The organism is Alkanindiges illinoisensis (assembly GCF_004377485.1).
In the GTDB taxonomy this organism is placed as follows: domain Bacteria; phylum Pseudomonadota; class Gammaproteobacteria; order Pseudomonadales; family Moraxellaceae; genus Alkanindiges; species Alkanindiges illinoisensis_A.
The window spans coordinates 97,918-117,846 of record NZ_SNTY01000058.1; the positions used below are offsets into that span (position 1 = coordinate 97,918).

The 19,929-nt window shown below is 45.4% G+C and carries 17 protein-coding genes; 3 read left to right on the forward strand and 14 right to left on the reverse strand.

Annotated features, from left to right (window positions below; translation table 11 throughout):
- The first annotated feature begins 44 nt into the window (after positions 1-44).
- Entirely contained in the window at positions 45-1,673 is a 1,629-nt protein-coding gene (gene cysN, locus E2B99_RS11820; protein ID WP_134245152.1) for a sulfate adenylyltransferase subunit CysN, read from the forward strand.
- Positions 1,674-1,903: 230 nt separating this feature from the next.
- Here cysN and E2B99_RS11825 read toward each other — a convergent pair whose 3' ends face one another.
- The 9 genes from E2B99_RS11825 to apbC all read right to left on the reverse strand — a co-directional run bounded on the left by E2B99_RS11825 (position 1,904) and on the right by apbC (position 12,524).
- The gene (locus tag E2B99_RS11825) at positions 1,904-3,340 is read right to left on the reverse strand and encodes a hypothetical protein (RefSeq protein WP_134245154.1); all 1,437 of its coding nucleotides are present in this window, start codon (positions 3,338-3,340) and stop codon (positions 1,904-1,906) included.
- Positions 3,341-3,362: 22 nt separating this feature from the next.
- Entirely contained in the window at positions 3,363-5,669 is a 2,307-nt protein-coding gene (locus tag E2B99_RS11830; protein WP_134245156.1) for a DUF6160 family protein, read from the reverse strand.
- Between the two features lie 25 nt (positions 5,670-5,694).
- Positions 5,695-6,360 carry a DUF6160 family protein gene (locus E2B99_RS11835; RefSeq protein WP_134245158.1) on the reverse strand — a complete coding sequence of 222 codons (666 nt, stop codon included), beginning with the start codon at positions 6,358-6,360 and terminating at the stop codon, positions 5,695-5,697.
- A gap of 10 nt (positions 6,361-6,370) precedes the next feature.
- On the reverse strand, positions 6,371-8,530 hold the full coding sequence (locus tag E2B99_RS11840; RefSeq protein WP_134245160.1) for a hypothetical protein: 2,160 nt from the start codon (positions 8,528-8,530) through the stop codon (positions 6,371-6,373).
- Positions 8,531-8,862: 332 nt separating this feature from the next.
- The gene (locus E2B99_RS11845; protein ID WP_134245162.1) at positions 8,863-9,471 is read right to left on the reverse strand and encodes a Uma2 family endonuclease; all 609 of its coding nucleotides are present in this window, start codon (positions 9,469-9,471) and stop codon (positions 8,863-8,865) included.
- Positions 9,472-9,533: 62 nt separating this feature from the next.
- Positions 9,534-10,103 carry a dCTP deaminase gene (gene dcd, locus E2B99_RS11850; RefSeq protein ID WP_134245164.1) on the reverse strand — a complete coding sequence of 190 codons (570 nt, stop codon included), beginning with the start codon at positions 10,101-10,103 and terminating at the stop codon, positions 9,534-9,536.
- Between the two features lie 112 nt (positions 10,104-10,215).
- Positions 10,216-10,905 (reverse strand): nucleotidyl transferase AbiEii/AbiGii toxin family protein, encoded by a 690-nt coding sequence (locus E2B99_RS11855; RefSeq protein WP_134245166.1) that lies wholly within the window; start codon positions 10,903-10,905, stop codon positions 10,216-10,218.
- Positions 10,898-11,113 (reverse strand): hypothetical protein, encoded by a 216-nt coding sequence (locus E2B99_RS11860; RefSeq protein WP_134245168.1) that lies wholly within the window; start codon positions 11,111-11,113, stop codon positions 10,898-10,900. Before E2B99_RS11860 ends, E2B99_RS11855 begins: the two co-directional genes overlap by 8 nt.
- Positions 11,114-11,207: 94 nt before the next feature.
- Positions 11,208-12,524: an iron-sulfur cluster carrier protein ApbC gene (gene apbC / locus E2B99_RS11865; protein WP_240687821.1), complete on the reverse strand. Its 1,317-nt coding sequence runs from the start codon at positions 12,522-12,524 to the stop codon at positions 11,208-11,210.
- Between the two features lie 119 nt (positions 12,525-12,643).
- On the opposite strand from apbC, the gene metG reads away from it, so the two are divergent.
- Positions 12,644-14,740: a methionine--tRNA ligase gene (metG, locus tag E2B99_RS11870; RefSeq protein WP_134245172.1), complete on the forward strand. Its 2,097-nt coding sequence runs from the start codon at positions 12,644-12,646 to the stop codon at positions 14,738-14,740.
- Positions 14,741-14,854: 114 nt separating this feature from the next.
- Here the strand turns inward: metG and E2B99_RS11875 are convergent, their stop codons facing one another.
- Positions 14,855-15,151 (reverse strand): SDR family NAD(P)-dependent oxidoreductase, encoded by a 297-nt coding sequence (locus E2B99_RS11875; protein ID WP_134245174.1) that lies wholly within the window; start codon positions 15,149-15,151, stop codon positions 14,855-14,857.
- Positions 15,152-15,444: 293 nt separating this feature from the next.
- Between E2B99_RS11875 and E2B99_RS11880 the strand changes: the two genes are divergently transcribed.
- Positions 15,445-16,083 carry a glutathione S-transferase N-terminal domain-containing protein gene (locus E2B99_RS11880; RefSeq protein WP_134245222.1) on the forward strand — a complete coding sequence of 213 codons (639 nt, stop codon included), beginning with the start codon at positions 15,445-15,447 and terminating at the stop codon, positions 16,081-16,083.
- A 64-nt stretch (positions 16,084-16,147) separates the two neighbouring features.
- Here the strand turns inward: E2B99_RS11880 and E2B99_RS11885 are convergent, their stop codons facing one another.
- The 4 genes from E2B99_RS11885 to orn all read right to left on the reverse strand — a co-directional run bounded on the left by E2B99_RS11885 (position 16,148) and on the right by orn (position 19,572).
- The gene (locus tag E2B99_RS11885) at positions 16,148-16,663 is read right to left on the reverse strand and encodes a hypothetical protein (RefSeq protein WP_134245176.1); all 516 of its coding nucleotides are present in this window, start codon (positions 16,661-16,663) and stop codon (positions 16,148-16,150) included.
- A 154-nt stretch (positions 16,664-16,817) separates the two neighbouring features.
- Positions 16,818-17,552, reverse strand: a complete 735-nt coding sequence (locus E2B99_RS11890) for a Bax inhibitor-1/YccA family protein (protein WP_134245178.1) — start codon at positions 17,550-17,552, stop codon at positions 16,818-16,820.
- A gap of 73 nt (positions 17,553-17,625) precedes the next feature.
- Positions 17,626-18,783 (reverse strand): GGDEF domain-containing protein, encoded by a 1,158-nt coding sequence (locus tag E2B99_RS11895; protein WP_134245180.1) that lies wholly within the window; start codon positions 18,781-18,783, stop codon positions 17,626-17,628.
- 240 nt (positions 18,784-19,023) lie between these two features.
- Positions 19,024-19,572 carry an oligoribonuclease gene (gene orn / locus E2B99_RS11900; protein ID WP_407636757.1) on the reverse strand — a complete coding sequence of 183 codons (549 nt, stop codon included), beginning with the start codon at positions 19,570-19,572 and terminating at the stop codon, positions 19,024-19,026.
- Positions 19,573-19,929 lie beyond the last annotated feature (357 nt).

Sequence of the window (19,929 nt, forward strand, 5' to 3'; positions counted from 1 at the left end):
CTGCGCATAGAAAGCCACCATATAAAATTTTTGGAGTTATTGGAATGTCTCATCAGTCCGAGCTGATTAGCCAGGATATTTTGGCCTATTTAAAGCAGCATGAACAAAAAGACCTGCTCCGCTTTTTAACCTGCGGTAATGTGGATGATGGTAAAAGTACCCTCATTGGCCGCCTGCTGTATGATTCAAAACTGATCTACGAAGATCACCTGCAAGCCGTTACCCGTGACAGTAAAAAAGTGGGTACTACTGGTGATGCTCCTGACTTGGCGCTGCTGGTTGACGGCCTGCAAGCCGAGCGTGAACAAGGCATTACCATTGATGTGGCCTATCGCTACTTTTCAACCGAAAAACGCAAGTTCATCATTGCCGACACGCCGGGGCATGAACAATATACCCGCAACATGGCCACTGGCGCCTCAACCTGTGACCTGGCCATTATCCTGATTGATGCGCGTTATGGGGTGCAAACCCAGACCCGCCGTCACAGCTACATTGCAGGACTGCTGGGCATTAAGCACATTATTGTGGCAGTCAATAAAATGGACTTGCTGGATTACTCGCAAAGCCGTTTTGATGAAATCAGGCAGGATTACCTCAAGTTTGTTGATCAGCTTGGCAACCGCAAGCCCAGTGAAATTCACTTTGTGCCAATGTCTGCCCTAAATGGCGATAACGTGGTGAATCCATCGACGCATACCCCGTGGTACCACACCAATGGGAATCAGGGCCAAACCCTAATGCAGATTCTGGAAAGCGTGCAAATTAACCGCGATACCGCCAAGCGTGATTTCCGTTTTCCGGTTCAGTATGTTAACCGTCCCAACCTGGACTTCCGTGGCTTTGCCGGTACCATTGCGCTAGGTTCGGTGCGTGTGGGTGATGAAATTGTGGCGCTGCCTTCTGGTAAGCGCAGCACCGTTAAGGAAATTGTGACCTATGATGGCAACCTGCAACAAGCCTTTGCCGGGCAAGCAGTTACGCTTACATTACATGATGAAATCGACATTAGCCGTGGCAACATGCTTACCCATGCCGATAACCAGCCGCTGATGTCACGCGCGGTACGTGCTACCGTGGTGTGGATGACCGAGCAGCCACTGGTTAAGGGCAAGCTGTATAACATCAAGGTGGGTTCACAAAATGTACCTGCTATCGTAAGTCAGATTAATTACCGGGTTGATGTCAATACACTACAACAAAACAGCGCCGAACAGGTCGAACTCAATGGCATTGCCGATGTAGTGGTCGAGTTTGACCGCCCGATTGCCTTTGATCGCTATGCCGACAGCCGCTATACCGGTTCGTTTATTTTTATTGACCGCTTAAGCAACGTCACCATTGGCGCCGGCATGATTGAAGATACTGTTCAATTGTCCGATCAGCAGCGGCCAGTTAGTGCGGAAGAGCGTGCCGCACGGCTGGGTCAAAAACCTGCGGTGCTGGCCTTGCCTGCGCCTTTGCTTGGTCAAGCTGAAGCCCTGGAACGACGCTTGTTACAGCGTGGCATTGTGGCCATTGCCAATGCCACACTCAATGCGCATGATGCGGCCCTGCTGCGCGGCACAGGAATTGCTGTATTGGTGAGTGAGCAGATTCAGGCCGACTCAACAGTGACAGCAGCCTCCCTTGAGCAAGCGGTTGAACAAATTGTTGAATTTGTAAGGCTGTAGTGGTTGCGGCGAAGCAATAATGGTTATGCAGAGCCTGTAGTGGTTGTGATGAGCCTGTAGTGGCTGTGGTCAGACTGATAGTAGTTGTGATAAGACTGTACGTGTCAGCTGTCACCATTAGTTTATAAAGAGATAGGGCAATAAAAAAGCGGCTTGGGCCGCTTTTTTATTGGATGGAAAACTACTTAACAGGAAAACTACTTAACAGGAAAACTTAACAACCGTAACACTTAGCAGAAGGTAAGGCCGCCATAGCAGTTTGGTACAAAGTCCTGATTGGTCAGCTGCAAGTTACTAAGGTTTAACGTCAGCGGTGCATCTTTTAAATCAATGGTACCAATGTTAGCAGTTAAATCACCAATATTCAGTAAGCCGGCCAGATCATTGGTTTTAGCCGGATTGGCTTGTAGATACTGAGAAACAAAGGTGGATATTTGTGGAAATAATGGACTAATGTCTATGGCATCGGTTAGATTAACATTACCAATATTTACAGGATCGGCAAGGGAAAGCCACCATCCTTTTTGAGCAATATCATCTGCTTTGGCACCAGGCCAGTGCATGGCATTTTTCTGAAGGCTTAAATAAAATGGCGAATCAATAGGTAAACTGTGAATTAACCCTAAAGACTGCTGAAGATTCAGGTTGGCAGTAATATTACTAATGGTTCCGTTCATGTATACGTTGGGTAACTTGGTGCCGTTGGGTGCTATAAGACATGCTATAACCCTACACTGAGTGACAGTAGCTTCTACCGGGCCACCCTGGGTATATATTGCAGAAGGCTCTGGTATGCCAGCCTGGTGCGGTGTGGCATTGTACTGCACTGTTCCAGCCACCGGATAGTCTGCCCCATTACCCACATAAATATTGGGTACTTTAACGGGTGCGCTTAGCGTTACAGATTTAATTCTAGTGCCATTTACCTTAATCGCTGGTGTTTCAAAGTAATTGTTATTAATGGCTGGAACATTAAAACCGCCATTGGTCGTCTTAAAGTCAGCTTCTGCTACACCACCTAAACCCAAGGCCTGCAACGTACCTTGTACCTCATTGGGCCCATACAAGTTATCTCTTGTAGCCATGGTTTTTGCATAGCCTTTAATGATCCCGCTGGGGTCTGACTGGACTTTCATATAACCGGAAATACTGTTAATACCATTGGCAGTGCTCGAGTTTGCAGTACCTGCAGTTAACAGTCCCTGCATTTTCTCACTACTTACCCTAAAACCCACCACTTCTCTTAAGGAGGCACTATCCGGATTTTTTATAGCAAACTCAATAAATGGATTAGTTAATACTGCATCGGAACCAACCCTGCCCTCTCTTGTGGCTGAATTTCCGCTCAGACTTAAATTATCTATGTCAATATCACATCCATTGGCACCATTAACTCCACCACAACCAAGCTGCAATTTTTTGATATTGGCATTAATTTGCAGTTCAGCTTCCAGCCCAAGCTTGTAAAACCCCACATTGTTAGCGCTTTCAAAGTTACCACTATCGGAAGGCGCTAAATAAGAGGCATTAAATAATACCTGACCTGTTTGTTTAGCCATTTCCTCATCAGACAAGCTGGTTAACCCCTGGCCTGCAAAAGTAACTGTGCTCAATGACAGTAATGCACCAATAGAAGCTGCCAAAGTAACTTGATTAAATTTTACCATTTCTTTGCTCATCCTTAGCCGATCAGTTACGTGGCACAATGGTCATATTGGCGTTTAAGGTTCCACCGGTAATAACCATTTCTCCTAAACGCTGAGCCGTGCCACCTGCTGGGTACAGATTAATATCTTTCACCCGGAAGACATCCCCAGGCGTTTGATTGGGATTAAATTTTAAACCCACATTAAAACCAACATTGTCCTGATTAACTACAATGGCGTTATCAAAACCTACTCGACCAGAAATATTATCTAGTCCTAAAATAGAACCATCAGTTGGCTCTACAATCTGGACGGCACCATTATTGATATTATACGAACCAATAAATCCCAGGCGGTTGGCGCCTTCCTGAGGGCCTGACAAAGACCCTGCTTCACTGGGCACCAGCGCAAAATTCATGGCGCCATCCAGTTTAATTTTCAAGCCAAATAATACATCTGTCTTTTGCTTGAAATTATCAAGTGGCGAATAACAAGAACCTCCATTATCAGGACAAGTCTTGTATTTGGCACCCGGCAAGTAGCCTGCTGCAATTTCGGTAGACATCGCTATCAGCAAATTGGGCATATCCACATTTAACTTGCCATTTTCTACGCCAACAGAACCATAGCCTTTCAGGTACATATCAATATTGCGCAGGCCAAAGTAGTAATCTGTGGGATTACCGCCATCGTTCGCATTTGGCCCGCCATCAATCAGGAAAATAGAGGTTGTCTTACTACCATCACTACTTACGCCTTCTGTACTTAATGCAGCAGCAAAGCCCAAGCGCTGTGAACCCGTAACAGTGCTACCATCTGCCAATAACCCAGTATAGGTCGTACCATAGGTAGCAATGTTGGCATTTAAATTATAAATGGGTAAACCAATACCCCAGGTATTGTCCAGTCCTGCATTGGGCGCTATATAGCCATTCATGCCGCTGGTTACATCACTACTGACTATAAACCGCGCACGCCGTGACAAGGCCTGAAACTCCATGCCGCGAACACCAATCACCACGCTGCTTGGATTGCTGGTTTGCCCATGAATTTGCTGGGTATAATCTACTGGTTTTGTAAGCGTGTCGGTATTGCCAATTTTGGATGTATTAAGCACACTGTTTTCAGGCATGCTTAACGTTTTGGTATTGGCAAGGTTGATATATACGTCACCACTATCAAAATAGGCACGACCGCTATTTAAGGCGCCCCCTTCTGTAGTACGGGTCAATAGCGGGGTCAGCTTGCCAAATTCAACCCCATAAGCATTTTTACCGGCACCGCCCAGCTCAAGGGTAGTGGGCGTGCCCCCATCTGCATCGGCTGCATCACGGGTAAACTCGCCTTTCATCCTAAAGCCAATGCCTGTACTGCCAATCACGCTGGCATTGCTTCCGCTGCCTGCAGCAGTGGTATTGGAGGCATAGCCTAAAATATTATTGCTGGCATCGCGGGCATCCACCCCCCTAACTACCAGATAGGCATTTTTCATGCGGCCACTGGCCCCTACCCGGATAATGCCTTTGGCACCATCGGTACTGTATACTCCAGCAACTGCATTGGATTTATGCATAAACTCAAGGTTTAAACCGGGGTTGCTGCCATTAAAACTCCCCCCCGTGTATTGGGGATCGTTTACCCGGGTAAAATCAACGTATCCTGTTGGGCCAGTTTGAAAGCGCAGCCCACCGGTATCACTAACAAACATATTGCCCTGGCCAAAGAAATTAAAGTTAAAATTTCGCATGATCAGCTGATTGGTAATGCTAGGGCTCTGCTGCTGTCCCAGGTAAACATTGATATTACGCAAACCCAGCGTTAACTCGGCCTGACCGGTTTCACTAAAAAATCCATCCTGGCTATTCAAATGAAACTGTACTGGCGTGCTGGATTGAAGCGCCAGGCTACCTATACTAGGGTCACAGCCTGCTGCTGTTTCATTTGCTGCTGTTTCATTGCAAATCTGCAAACTATTGACCGCCACAGTACCCAGCGTTGCGTTGACATCCAGGTCTATTCCGGTTGTTGTTCCATTACTCCCGGTATTGATGCTAATGCCTGCGCCAATTTTTTCTCCCGCTACATTTGGAGTAATTGAAACACCATTGGCATAGGCCCTCAGGCTTTCTTCACTATTTGATGCTGTGCCGGCTTTATCTTCCCAATAGACCTTATCCACGTCTATACGATCATATTCTGTACCAATATAAATACCATCCTGGCCATCTATTTTACGCATATCCTGTTCATTCATTTCCTGCAAGGCGTAGGCCGAACCCTGAGCCAGCAGCAAACTGCCAGCCAAAGTTGACAGTGCAAAATAGCGAGAACGTTTATTGTTGAATGTCATGGCTTTTATCCCTAAATCCATATGATTAACAGCGTGGATGTGACCCATCACAACTGAAGATCTTGATCGTGCCTGCTACAGAAAGGTTGGCGTTAATGTTTAACCCTGTAAACCCAGTTTCCCTGCCAAAATCAAACTGATTGGTAGGATCTGAATATTTTCCGGCACTATAGGCATTGGCACCACTACCCCCACTACCCATCGCCAGATAACCGGGTGTGCCGCTTTCATTAACACCCCCATCGGTTTCAATAGACAGGGCGCTAAAACCCAGATTGCGTATCTGTATGGGTTTTAGTGGATCAAAACCCAGCTGAACAGCAGGTTTGGTAATATTGCCATACTTTAAATCTGCACCATCCAGTGCCATTTGCTGAATATTAATTGCGCCCTGGACTCCCTTAAACACCAGCCATAATTTTTTGCCGGTGGCAGAAGCAACCCGATTACCATTTGCATCGTAGCTATCCTGCGTTCCATCATCATAACGATTGTTAATCGAAACAGCCAAACGGCAGAATTCCAGGCTTGCACAGCCGCGGCTGGTTTGATTAAGACGTAAATCAAGACTGATATCTGCACCGGCCTGGCCATCTATGTGCTGCAACTCGCTATTGGCCAATGGCTCTAAACCAGCGCTGGCTGAAACTGATGCCAACAGTAAGGAACAAGCTAAAACTAAATTTTTCATCACTTACTCCTTATAGGCCTTTGGTGGTTATTTTCATATGCTGGATTAATAAGCCATCAATAGCAGCAGAGCCAAAGTTATTGGCAGCAGATGATGGCGTAGCATTAACCATAGGCGCTGCCGGAATCGTTGAGGGAACAATCCCTACAAAGTTTTGAGCAGTGGAATCAGCTGTCATCCATGTTGCGCTAGAGGCATCCCATGTTCTATTGGTTACTGTCGGAAATTGAGCGCTACTGGGTACCACGCCTGGGTTACTACTGTTTGTTCCATTAGCAGGTAAAGGCTGACGATCATTAGTTTCATATGTGCCATTGTTGTTATAAACCCAGTCATACATTGTTCCAGTACTGGAATTACCACAACTTCCACCAAAAAAAGTGGATGAACAATTATATGTCCAGGTACCCACTGTAGCCTGCTGACGCTGACGCTGCTGAAGCTCTGTATAAGTAGCCTTAGCAGTATTGGCATAGGAATTCATAGCGCCAAAGGAAATACCTACAGCTTCAATTCCCTTATAGGCCTCTAGCGTATTGGTAGTAGGGTTATAAACTGTTGAGCCTATCGTAATACTGCTATGGGTTGCATTGGAACCCTGATACCTTGTGCCATCTAAATTAGCTTGTGCGCCACACTGATAAATATTACAGGTTGAACCATAATATCCACCATTTGTTGCGGGGTTAATATCTGCATAGTTGGTATATACCTGCTTGTAAATGCTTTCCTTATTGGGAATACGGGCAATTTCCAGGGTAATATTTTTACCATCGGGTGCCACCCCCACCGTTAACGGCTGGTATAAAGAACCCAATACCAGGTTAATATTTGGATTATATAAAAATAAACCTTCGTTAGGGTCAAAACTGGGTGCTACCCCAGCATTAATAGCAGGAGTTGCCAAGCGCCCTGTATTGCCTGTTTCGCGAGTACTAATGCGTAAAACACTGCTTTTACTAGGCGGCGTCCATGTAGCAGCAGTAGAAGTATCAGTAATAGCACGCTGTCTAACCTGATACTGGCAACCAGTAGCTCCATAATTTGGGGCAGCAGACTGAGTCCCATTATTACAACTGGCACCAGAACCAGCTACACTGGTAGTAGCAAAATCGGCAGCACTTCCATCATGCAAAAGCGTCCATGCGCCTTCAGCGCGACTTTTACTTTCTGTGCCAGAAACACTTGCTCTTAAGGTTTGTCCATCGCCACTGTTTAAACGAAGCAATCCTGAAATACCCAGGGTATTATTGTAAAAGCTACTCATACCCCCGGTGTTGGTTGCCCCACCCAGAGTCTGGAATATCTTCAGGTTTGAACCATTAAGGCTAAAACCATCCCACACCGCCTGAAAACGCAAGCGGTTAGCACGCCCTGCGCCGCCCAAATCAAACTGGGTACCTGTAGAAGTCAGATTTTCAGCCACTTTGGGATCACGGACAAAAATATCTGCCCACAGCCCTAATTTAAGGTTATAGGCGGATTGTTCTGCTGGGCTTAAACCTGCAATCCCGGCATTAACCCCATCGGCAGAATTGCCATCACTATCAGCATGATACAGCGGCGCTTCCAGCGCTAAATAACTGACATCACCTTTTCCGGCATCAGCTGGTGAAATTGCTGAAAAGTTTGGTACATCTTTTTCTGTTGCAACTTTAAAAACCCAGGGGTTAATGGCACTGCCCCAGGAGTCAATATTGCGGCCAAATCTGCCATTCCAGTCGGTGCTGGAACGTGCCGCACCATAATTTTGACTGGATTGAGAAATAGCCAAACCATAAAGATAAATATCGGCTTTTCCTACTGGCTGGTCACTGGTATTAACCGCACCATCTTTATTCGTATCCTGTGATTCAGCAGTTAAAGGGCCGACCGGAATCAGGCGAATATAGCCTGTATCATTGGCACGATTATCTAAATCGGCTTGATTGGGATTATTGAGACTCGAAATATTACCATTTGTGTCACGATAGGTGGTGCCTTGCATCACCACGCCAAAATCCTGAGGCAAAAAGGCAAGGCCCTCACCGGTAGAATCCGCCAGGCTTTCATCATCCAGAGCTTCAAGGGCAAACCCATGAGAGGACATTAAAGACAGGCTTACAGACAATGCCAGTGTGCTTAGCCTAAAATTAGATCGTAAACCGGACTTAACGCGTAAATAAGACATGCTGGCTAACCTTCCTTCTTTAAATGCCTAACTGCCGTAAAGCAGTTCAATCCTCTTGGTCCTCATACATCAAAGGTATTATTATTGTGCCTTGTGATGTCTATAGTACGGTATACAGTACTACACTTTATATTATGAGGCTTATTTGGCAAAATGCAAAAATTGTTTTATGGTTATATATGCTTTAGGGCAAATTTTTTAAATTTTATTTATAAAAAACAATCGCTTGAAACCACTTAACCACTTATCGGGTTATTTTTCCATCCGTCATGGCTTAAGCCGTAACGACACAAGCTTAATGCCACATCAAAAGGCATAAGCTACATTTTTGCTCATTCGGAAAGCTGTTCAGGTTCTGCCGACTGCTCCGCCTTTTGCGCCTGCCACTCTAGCATGTCTTCATTTTTCACCCGATCGTAAATAGCCGATACCGTGGTCTGTAGTTCAATAGATTCAAATGTTACTACATCATCCAAATAAAAATGCTCAGATTGCCAGCCATTACTACGCCGTTGAATTTCCACATCCACAAAGTCTTGTTCAATCAAGATATACTCCTGTAATGTGGGAATTTTTATATATTGGTCGCGTTTGAAAGTCTTGTCATGCTGACGGGTAGATTTTGATAAGACCTCGACAATAAGCGTTGGAGTTTCGGTAAAATAACCGTCCACATCGGTGCAGTCCACCATTACATCAGGATAAAAGTATTTACTGCCAGTCTTAACTTTCATATCTGAGGTATAAGGCTGGCAGGGTTTAGCTTTCAGATGAACGTGAAAAGCAGTATAGATATTGCCAGCAAGGCGGTTGTGATTACTGTGCGCGCCTACCATGGCATAAACATGGCCGTCTATATATTCATGTTTAATATCACTCAGCTGCTCACCAGCCAGATATTCTGCTTCACTGATAGTAGAAAACTTGCTGACAATAGTCATGGCAATAACTTCTCCTCGTGCTGGCTATAATAAAACTGGCTAAATATTAGACTAGCGAATTCTTAAGCTTTAGGCAAGGTGACGCCACGCTGCCCCTGATACTTGCCACCACGGTCTTTATAGCTGGTTTCGCAGACTTCATCGCTTTCAAAAAACAGCATTTGTGCCACACCTTCTCCTGCATAAATACGTGCTGGCAGGTTGGTGGTGTTGGAGAATTCCAGCGTGACATGCCCTTCCCATTCCGGTTCCAGCGGGGTGACATTCACAATAATACCGCAGCGTGCATAAGTGGACTTGCCAAGACAAATGGTGAGTACATTGCGTGGAATGCGGAAGTATTCCACAGTACGTGCCAAGGCAAAAGAGTTGGGTGGAATGATGCAAACATCGGATTCAATATCAATAAAGCTTTTTTCGTCAAAATTCTTGGGATCGACAATCGCTGAATGCACATTGGTGAAGACTTTAAACTCACGCGCACAGCGTACGTCGTAGCCATAACTGGATACACCGTAAGAAATCAGCTTTTGGCCATTGTCATCCAGACGCACCTGATTTTCGGCATAGGGTTCAATCATGCCGTGCTTTTCGCTCATTTCACGAATCCAGCGATCCGATTTAATGCTCATTGATTTTCCCAGATATGGTTTAAAAAATTGCGGCTACTTTACCTTAAAAACAACTTATTTGGCATCACAATGCCTATTTTTGCCGCTTTGACACATTGATAAAAATGTCTCCCTAAGACTTTGATAAATTTTGCCGACTCAGTGCCGAATATATTGTTTGAATAAGCTCATCGGCCATATTCATTTTTTTTAAGCATTGTCTTAAGTAGTTCTCATCTTGAATTAACAGCAAGGAGGCATGAAAAGCTTTAGCCACTGTCCCACCGTAGGCTTCTTCTGCTTTGCTCCATGCTTCTAATGGAATGCTTCCCCAATGATGGATCATCATTGCAATATCAATAATATCCCTGCTAGCAGTTGACTTATCCAGTCCCCTGTCTGTATTGGCAAGCAGTTTTTCAGCAAACATGTCATGTCTTGATAGCAAGGGAATATTAAAATGAGGATAATCAGCACTAGAAATTGGAATACGTCCCTCGCTGACAATTTCAAATTTTATGGGCGTGTCGTTAATTTCAATGAACGTTCGAATACCATAACGATCCGTGCGAACTTCACGTAATAATTTAATGGGTTGTTTAAATAATGCGCCCAGTGTATTGGGTGAAACTGTGTTGCGTAATAGGCGGTAGCCATACTTTGAAGCGCATAAAAAATCAATATCAACCGACTCTCTGTATTCCTCAAGCAGCAGTGTAATTGCTGTACCCCCAGCGAAATAACATTCAGCTTCCTGCAATAACTCTGAATTAAGCAAGTTTAATGCCTGACTAATATGCTGATGGTGCAGCCGCTTAAACATTCATCACTCCGTGACCAAATTTATTGCTCAGCTCGGTAATTAGTTGTCGTTCATGCGGCTTTAACGTTGCCTCGTCAATATAACGCCAGTTACGCTCATAAAGCGCAAATGCTTCCTCTTCCACAATAGCATTACATCCCTGCCAGTGCCATGCAATGAGCTTAAGTTGGGGATAGTCTTGTAAAACAACTGTATTTGCTATAGTCATGCCCAGTCTCCCTGAGAAAACAGAACCTCATACTACTATTATCATAACATGTTGCCTGATACAGTGGCGTATACCCATCAGGCAAAGCAGACCATCAAAGAATCCGATTGTTATCCCGCTTGCGAGTGGGAAGTTTCGCCAGTTGCACCAGCATGGCCAGTGCAATGTCTTTGTACTGACTGGCAACGTTATCATTGGCACTGTCTTTTGCGATTACGCTGGGCGTGCCCTGATCTGCATTCTGGCGAATACTGGCGTTAAGCGGCAAACGACCCAATAAAGGCACCTGATAGGTAGCACTTAATTTATCACCGCCGCCTGTACCAAAGATTTCATCCGTATGGCCACAATTGGAACATACATGCGTGGACATATTTTCCACCACGCCCAGCACTGGAATATTGACCTTGTTAAATAGCTCAATGCCTTTTTGCGCATCCATTAATGCCACATGCTGCGGTGTGGTAACAATTACAGCCCCGGTAACCGGAATGCGCTGCGCCAGCGTGAGTTGAATGTCACCTGTGCCCGGCGGCATGTCAATCAGCAGGTAATCCAGATCAGGCCATGCGGTCTGGTTAAACAGTTGCATCAGTGCACCTGTTGCCTTGGGGCCGCGCCAAACGACAGGGGTGTTGTCATCACCCGTTAAGTTGCCAATAGACAGCACGGCCATACCAAAGGCTTCTAACGGAATAAACTGTTCATTTTCTATTAGCGGGGTTTTACCTGCTGTGCCCAGCATGGTTGGGACGCTTGGGCCATAAATATCAGCATCCAGCACGCCGACTTTGGCACCCGTTTGCTGCAAGGCTAACGCGAGGTTCACCGTCGTGGTGGATTTGCCCACACCGCCTTTACCTGACGCCACCACAATCACATGCTTGATACGCGGATGAGCTTGTAGCTGGCTTTGGGTTGGTGGTGCCGGACGCTTTGAAGTGAGTTGATCTTCACGTTGCACGGCTTCACTGCCGCCTGCTTCAGCGTGTGCTGTTTGATGTTGAACAGCAGATTGTGCTTGCGCATTAGTTACTGGGGGTAATTCTGCCCGTGTTAAGGCAGAGTTGGCTTGAGCGGCTACTTGTGCATCAATCACTGGTGGTAAATTCATCTGGCTTTGCTGTTGTTGACTTCCACTGGCCTTTTGCGTCACAAAATGCAGGTTAAGCTCGCGAATGCCCGCTTTTTCCAGATCACTTGCCAGACTGTTATGTAACTGTTCAAAGTCAGCTTCTGAATTGACCTGATACCCTGCTGGCAGCTTGAGCGTTAAGCCCAGTACATCATTTTGCTGCTGGCGCTGGGTAACCAGCGATAAAACAGTATGCTGGGTATTCGGCAAGTAATGGTTTTTGAGAATTTCATCAATCTGCGGATTTCCGAACTCAGCAAATGGCGCAAATTCCATTTTAAACGGTTTAAACCACGACATAACGACAACTCCAAACAGGTCAACAGCGGGCAATTTTAGCGGTGAAGCATGTTATATTAACCGCTATCATAAGACTACCAAGAGAGTATAAGCCCGTGCCATATTCTGTACGTCGCATTTTAGTCACGAATGCGCTTCCCTATGCTAATGGTCCCATCCATTTAGGCCATTTATTAGGCTATATTCAGGCTGATATCTGGGTACGTGCAATGCGCGCCATGGGCCATCAGGTAACTTATGTCTGTGCAGATGATGCACACGGCACGGCAATCATGCTTAAAGCCGAGGCCAATGGCGTGACGCCAGAGCAGCAAATTGCACAGGTACAGCGTGAACACGAACGGGATTTTTCCGGTTTTGGGATTAGTTTTGACCATTACCACTCCACGCACAGTGAAGAAAACCGCCACCGCTCACAGGAAATTTATATTAAAAACCGTGATGCCGGTCATATCAGCACCCGTCCGGTCAAGCAGCTGTTTGACCCGGAAAAAGGCTTATTTCTGGCTGATCGCTTTATTAAGGGTGAATGCCCCAAATGTAGCGCGCCGGATCAATATGGTGATTCCTGTGAAGTGTGTGGCACCACCTATAATGCTACCGAGCTTAAAAATCCCTACTCCACGTTGAGTGGCGCTACACCGATTGAAAAAGAATCGATTCACTACTTTTTCAAATTGCCTGATTTTGAGCAGTATTTACAGGACTGGACCCGCACACCAAATCGCTTGCCAGTGAGCATTGCCAACAAGCTGAATGAGTGGTTTGAAGCGGGTTTAAACGACTGGGATATTTCACGCGATGCACCGTATTTTGGTTTTGAAATTCCAGATGCGCCGGGCAAGTATTTTTATGTGTGGGTGGATGCGCCAATTGGCTATATGTCCAGTTTTGAAAACTATGTAACCACGCAAGCAGGCAAACAGGCTGGCCTGACTTTCACGGATTACTGGGGCAAGGACAGCACGGCTGAGCTGTACCATTTTATTGGCAAGGATATTGTGTATTTCCATGCGCTATTCTGGCCAGCCATGCTGGAAGGTGCTGGCTATCGTACGCCCACCGGTGTTTTTGTGAATGGCTTTTTGACCGTAAATGGCCAGAAGATGAGCAAGTCACGTGGTACATTTATCAAGGCTGAAACTTATCTGGAACATTTGAACCCGGAATACCTGCGTTATTATTTTGCCAGCAAACTATCGGATAAAGTGGAAGACAGCGACCTGAATCTTGATGACTTTATTTTAAAGGTCAATAGTGATCTGGTGGGTAAGGTAGTAAACATTGCCAGCCGCTGTGCCAAGTTTATTAACACCAAATATGACAATAAAATGTCCGCACTGTGCAGTGAGCCTGAGTTGGTGCAAAGCTTTATTGATGCCGGTGAATCAATTGGCAAAGCTTATGAAGCACGCGAATTCAGCACGGCTATTCGTGACATTATGAGTCTTGCTGACAAAGCCAACCAGTATATTGACGAGAAAAAACCGTGGGCACTGGCCAAAATGGATGGCATGTACACTGAAGTGCAGGATGTCTGTTCCGTCGGCCTTAACCTGTTCCGCCAACTGGTGGTCTATCTGGCACCAGTCTTGCCTAGCCTTGCTAAACAGGTGCAACTGTTCTTTCAACTGGACAGCATGGACTTTGCCTCACGCCAGCAGGTTTTGCTGGATCATGAGGTATATACCTTCCAGCCGCTGATGCAACGGGTGGATAAAGCCAAAGTAGAACTGATGGTGGAAGCATCCAAAGAATCATTAACCAGCACAGCTGCACCAGTTACAGCGCCTAAAGCTGCCAAACCAGCATCTACCAAGCAAGACAGTAAAACGGCTACCAACAAACCTGATATAGCGACTGGCGACAGTATCAAGATTGATGACTTTTTAAAGGTTGACTTGCGGGTTGCTAAAATTCTCAATGCGCAAACCGTAGAAGGCTCGGACAAACTGTTGCAACTAACGCTGGATGTTGGCGAAGCAGAACCACGCAATGTATTTAGTGGAATTCGCGGTGCGTATGAAGCAGACAGCCTTGTGGGCCGTTTAACCGTGCTGGTGGCCAATCTGGCGCCCCGTAAAATGCGCTTTGGTGTATCCAATGGCATGGTGCTGGCCGCAGGTAATGGCGAAGGCATTTTCCTGCTTTCACCGGATTCTGGTGCCAAGCCGGGTGATAAGGTGAGTTAATGCCTAAATAAATAGCTAATTAAAAGGGCTGCATTCATCAGCCCTTTTTTTATAAATCAGGCTGACATCAACCTATTAGAATGGCAGTTATTTCCATACACTTAATTCCTGACTTCACGCTGAACGGGGTTGCTGATAAATGTGCCAGCAGGTTTGGGCAATAGCCTGCTGGCGTGCATTAATATGGCTAAATAATGCGTCTACCTGACGCGTCTTGGTAGCATCCAGAATGTAACTTTCCGCCTGTCCACCGGCCTGCTGAATTTCAGCAACCACCCCCTCCAGTTTTTCCGGTGTGCGCCCTGCTACATACACCAGCAGACCTTCGTGGCCTATACGACGGCTAACGGCAGCGCCGATTCCGTGTGAGGCACCCATGCCAACGACTACCGCACAACGCTGGCGAATCACTTGTGGTTTAAGTCTTTAGTATTCATCACTTATTTATCCATATTGCCATGTCTGACTGTTTTAAATATTTCTGCTGTACAGCTTTAATGCCCTTAATAGGGCTATAAATAAAACAAGTCTACTTATTAACTCGTTAGTTCCCAAAACGAACTTACAGCAGAGTTTTTTAATAAAGGACATTTATTATGCAAAAAACCAACTTTTAGACATACGTGATTAAACTTGATATTCAAAAAGCCACCCGTTATACCTTTCCCAATAGCAAATACTTTGGTTCCAATATGACAACAGGCATGCAAGCTCCTATCCAGCTTTTTTATTTTCCTACTCCAAATGGCCATAAAATCACTATTGCTCTGGAAGAAATGCAGCTTCCATACGACATTCAACTGGTGGATATCCGCAAGGGTGACCAATTCAAACCAGCGTTCTTAGACATTTCGCCCAACAACCGTATGCCCGCCATTATTGATCCCAATGGCCCGGATGGCCAGCCAGTTTCAATTTTTGAATCTGGTGCGATCTTGCAGTATCTGGGACGTAAAACAGGTTTATTTTATCCGCAGGATGAGCGACAACGGATTGAAGTTGAACAATGGCTGATGTGGCAAATGGGTGGCTTTGGCCCCATGCTGGGACAAAACCACCACTTTAACCGCTTTGCCCCGGAAAAAATTCCTTATGCCATTAATCGTTATGTGGATGAAACCAAGCGGCTGTATGGCGTGCTAAATAAACGGCTGGCAGACCGTGACTATGTGGCAGGTGAATATTCCATTGCTGACATGGCCATTATTGGCTGGGCCTTAAGCTGGGAATGGCAGGACATCAGTATTGCTGAATATCCGCATGTGAATCAGTGGATTGAGCGCCTAAGATCCCGTCCTGCGGTGCAGCGTGCTTTGGCGCAAAAAGATAACGTAATGGTTTAAGCTACATCACTCTCCCGCAGCTCCTAGGCTTTGGTGCTACGGGCAAATAAAACCAATAGATTGGTTAGTACTGTTCCTGTACCACATTAATTAGAGCATCCAGTAATGCCTGCTGGTGCTCAATACATTGTGGCACCAGTTTTTTATAGGCCTGATCCAGTTGTACCATGGCAAAGCCTTCCTTCCAGTATGGAAATTTATCGGCCAGTGCTTCGGTGACCAAGCCTTCATAGTGGGAAGCATTCACAATCAGCGACAGGGTATTCATCGCATCAGCACCTGCCAGTGCATTAAAATCAATACCATGTTTTTTAAACAGGCGAATCCGGTCTTTCTTGTAGAGTATTTTCTTGGCCTGAAAGTCATTTAAGCCAAACGCTGCAATAGTAGCTTGCTGTAGCATTTCCTCATAACGCTGGTATAAAACACTAAACGCCTGCGTATAAGTGCTGGCTTCATTGGACTTAGTCAAGGTTTTGCGAATAAAGGCATGCGCCTCTTCATCCAGCGCGGTTTGCTTTAAGCTATTTAAATAAGTGATGGCCTGCTCGGGTGAGTTGCTGGATAAGTCAGATGTCATGCGCTTGGTTTTCCTCGCCCCCGTTTTGGTTAGCACGAGAAGCTCAACAGAATAAATACGGTCAGAATAGGCCATTGTCGCACATTTAAAGCTGGCCCAATGAAAAAGCCTCAAAACATTTCTGTCCTGAGGCTTGATATAACGCGACTGCGTTTTAATTGGAACGAATAATGCCCAAGAGGCGCAGGAATGAAATATACATCCAGACCAATGTGGCCAGCAGCGCAACACCACAAAACCATTCCATATATTTAGGCGCATGATATTCAGCAGAACGCTCAACCAGATCAAAATCCAGAATCAGGTTTAATGAGGCAATAACTGCCACAAATGCCGCAAAGCCCAAGCCAATCATGCCGTTTTCAAACAGGAAAGGAATGCTATTACCAAATGCCAGCACCATCACCCATTGCACCAGATACAAGATCAGAATAGCAAGGGTGGCAGACAGCACCACAGCCTTGAATTTTTCAGTGGCCTGGATAATTTTAGCTTTGTATAACCCTAACAGCCCAAACGTGGTGACAAAGGTTGCAGCCACGGCAATCAGCGGCAAACCCGGATAGCGGTATTCATAAGCAGCTGAAATACCACCCAGAAACAAGCCTTCCAGCACTGCATACGGCAAAGCCAGACTGCTACTGGTATGCGGTTTAAAAGTCATAATCAGCGCCAGAACAAAACCACCAATTGCACCAACCACTGCACCCAGCATGGCCGGGCTATTGATATAGCCCAGATTCAGGCAGTAAAAATAAAACACCAAAGCAATGGCAGTGGCCACACCAGTCATTAGTACCGCTTTATTAACCGCCCCGGATACCGTCATCGGCTCGGTATAGGTCGCATCAAACCCGACCTTTTTAAACATTGGATTATTACTTTGCATCTTCTTTCTCTTTATTGGTTGCACTACAGGTTAGACAGATTACAGCATGTCTTTATCACCATTATATGAAGAGTTAGGTGCGAATTGTATTTAAAATTGAAACCACCTGGTTACGGCCCTGATGCTTGGCTTCATACAGGTATTTATCAGCCTGACGCACAATTTTGTCCAACTGATAACCACACTGTTCGCTGCAACTCACACCAAAACTGGCCGTTACCTGCAAGCGCTGGTCTTGCTCATCGCTCACATAGGCATTACTAATGGCTACCCGGCAACGCTCTGCAATAATCACTGCCTGCTCCAGCTCAGTCTGGCTTAGCACAATCAGGAATTCCTCACCGCCATAGCGCCCTACCTGATCGGCTTTGCGTAATGTGCTTTGCAGGGTAGCAGCCACCACTTGCAAGGCTTTATCACCAATTAAGTGACCATGCGCGTCATTGATTTTCTTGAAAAAATCAACATCCAGCAGCACCACAGAAACCGGATACACCAGCTCGGCATTTTGTGCCAGTGCATTTTCCAGACAATGGGTAATGGCACGCCGGTTGTACAAATTGGTCAGGCTGTCGGTAATGCTGATATGGTGAATATTGCGTTCACGCTGCCGCCAGCGAATAAAGAACAAATCACAAAACCCGAAGATAGTAACAAAATGCGGCAAGGCAAAATAAATCATACACAGCAGGTAAAAAGGCCGTGCCTTAAAGGCATAAAAAAACTCGGGCTTGAACAACGGGGCATAGGGAATATAACCATAGGCGCTTAATGTGGACAACGCCAGAATCATCACGGTTGCGGTGGAAAATGCCGCATATACAATCTTGCGCTGAAACAGCACAAAGCCAAACAGCGGCGCACCTGCCATCACCAGGCCAGTGGTCATATTGGACAAACCAATGACATACCCCAAAATGACCAGCGTAATTGAATAGTAAAACGTGCTGAGGTAGGCAAATAATTGCTGGGCCCAGTCCTTGTCCTCTAGCCGTTTGCCAAAATATATTAACAACACTCCCAGAAAAATTATTAATGGCAGGCCCCATTGCGTGCCCATTAAGAAATCATAATTAATATATTTACTGGGAAAATACATCTGGTATAGCTGAAAAGCCCAGTAGTGCACCAAAATAACGATCAAAATGACCAAAACCAGCAGTGACTTGCGTACCGGCGTCCAGTCCAGTACATCGTCAAAATGTCTTATAATCCTATTACTAAACCCCATAACCCTGTCCTCGTTGGGTGGGACCACTTACTGGTTAAACCTGCCAGACTGTTTTTAACTACAGTTTAACTGGCATACAATTAACCGCCACGTCCATGTTGCTTTGACAATAGCGTTCTCAGAAAATTTTGTCTACTAAATCATTAGTCTTACGACAAACTGTGATAAAAGTCAGATAACATACAACAAAATGCCAATATGCTATCTGCTTATTTTTATTGATAAATTGAGGATACAGTATTAATTAATTCTAAAAAAGTATTCACGGTAATACTTGAGTTCGCGAATCGAATCACGAATATCATCCAGCGCCAGATGGGTTGCCTGCTTTTTCAAGCCAGACATAATCTCTGGACGCCAGCGACGTGCCAGCTCCTTAACCGATGACACATCCAGATTGCGATAATGGAAATACTGCTCAAGTGCCGGCATTTCACGGTGCATAAAGCGGCGATCCTGACAAATGGAATTGCCACACATCGGTGATTTTTTAGGGTCTACCCATTTTTTTAAAAAGGCAATGGTTTGTGCTTCGGCATCCTGACTGGTTAAAGTACTACGGCGTACCCGTTCAATCAGGCCGGACTGACCATGCTGGCGTGTGTTCCATTCGTCCATGGCATTGAGCACCTGATCGCTCTGATGCACTGTTAGCACCGGGCCTTCTGCCAGAATATTCAAATGCTCATCAGTCACAATGGTAGCAATTTCAATAATATGATCACGGTCGGTATCCAGACCGGTCATTTCCAAATCAATCCATATCAAGCGTTGATCGCTGCTACTCATCAGTGTTGCATCCACAAGTCTTATGCTAAAAGAGTTATATTAGCAAACTCACAGGTCTTGCTACATGAATAAAAAAAATTCACAACAATTTTAATAGTTCAGGAAAGTTAGCTATGACTGTTTGCCACAAAAGTATAATTTTGCATGTGCACTTATTGACCAAACTGACTTTTAAAATGAAATTTTCGGCCAATTGCTTGTAATCAGGATCAGCTATACTAAAAACTACTCTAATTTTATAAAAAATTGACATTTTAAAAACGTCAAGTCCTTCTGTGCTGCTGTTGACAAACTATCCAGTCATTCCCTCCTGCTTCTTAGGCTAGTATTTTCCGCTATATTAATGGTCCCTGTTCT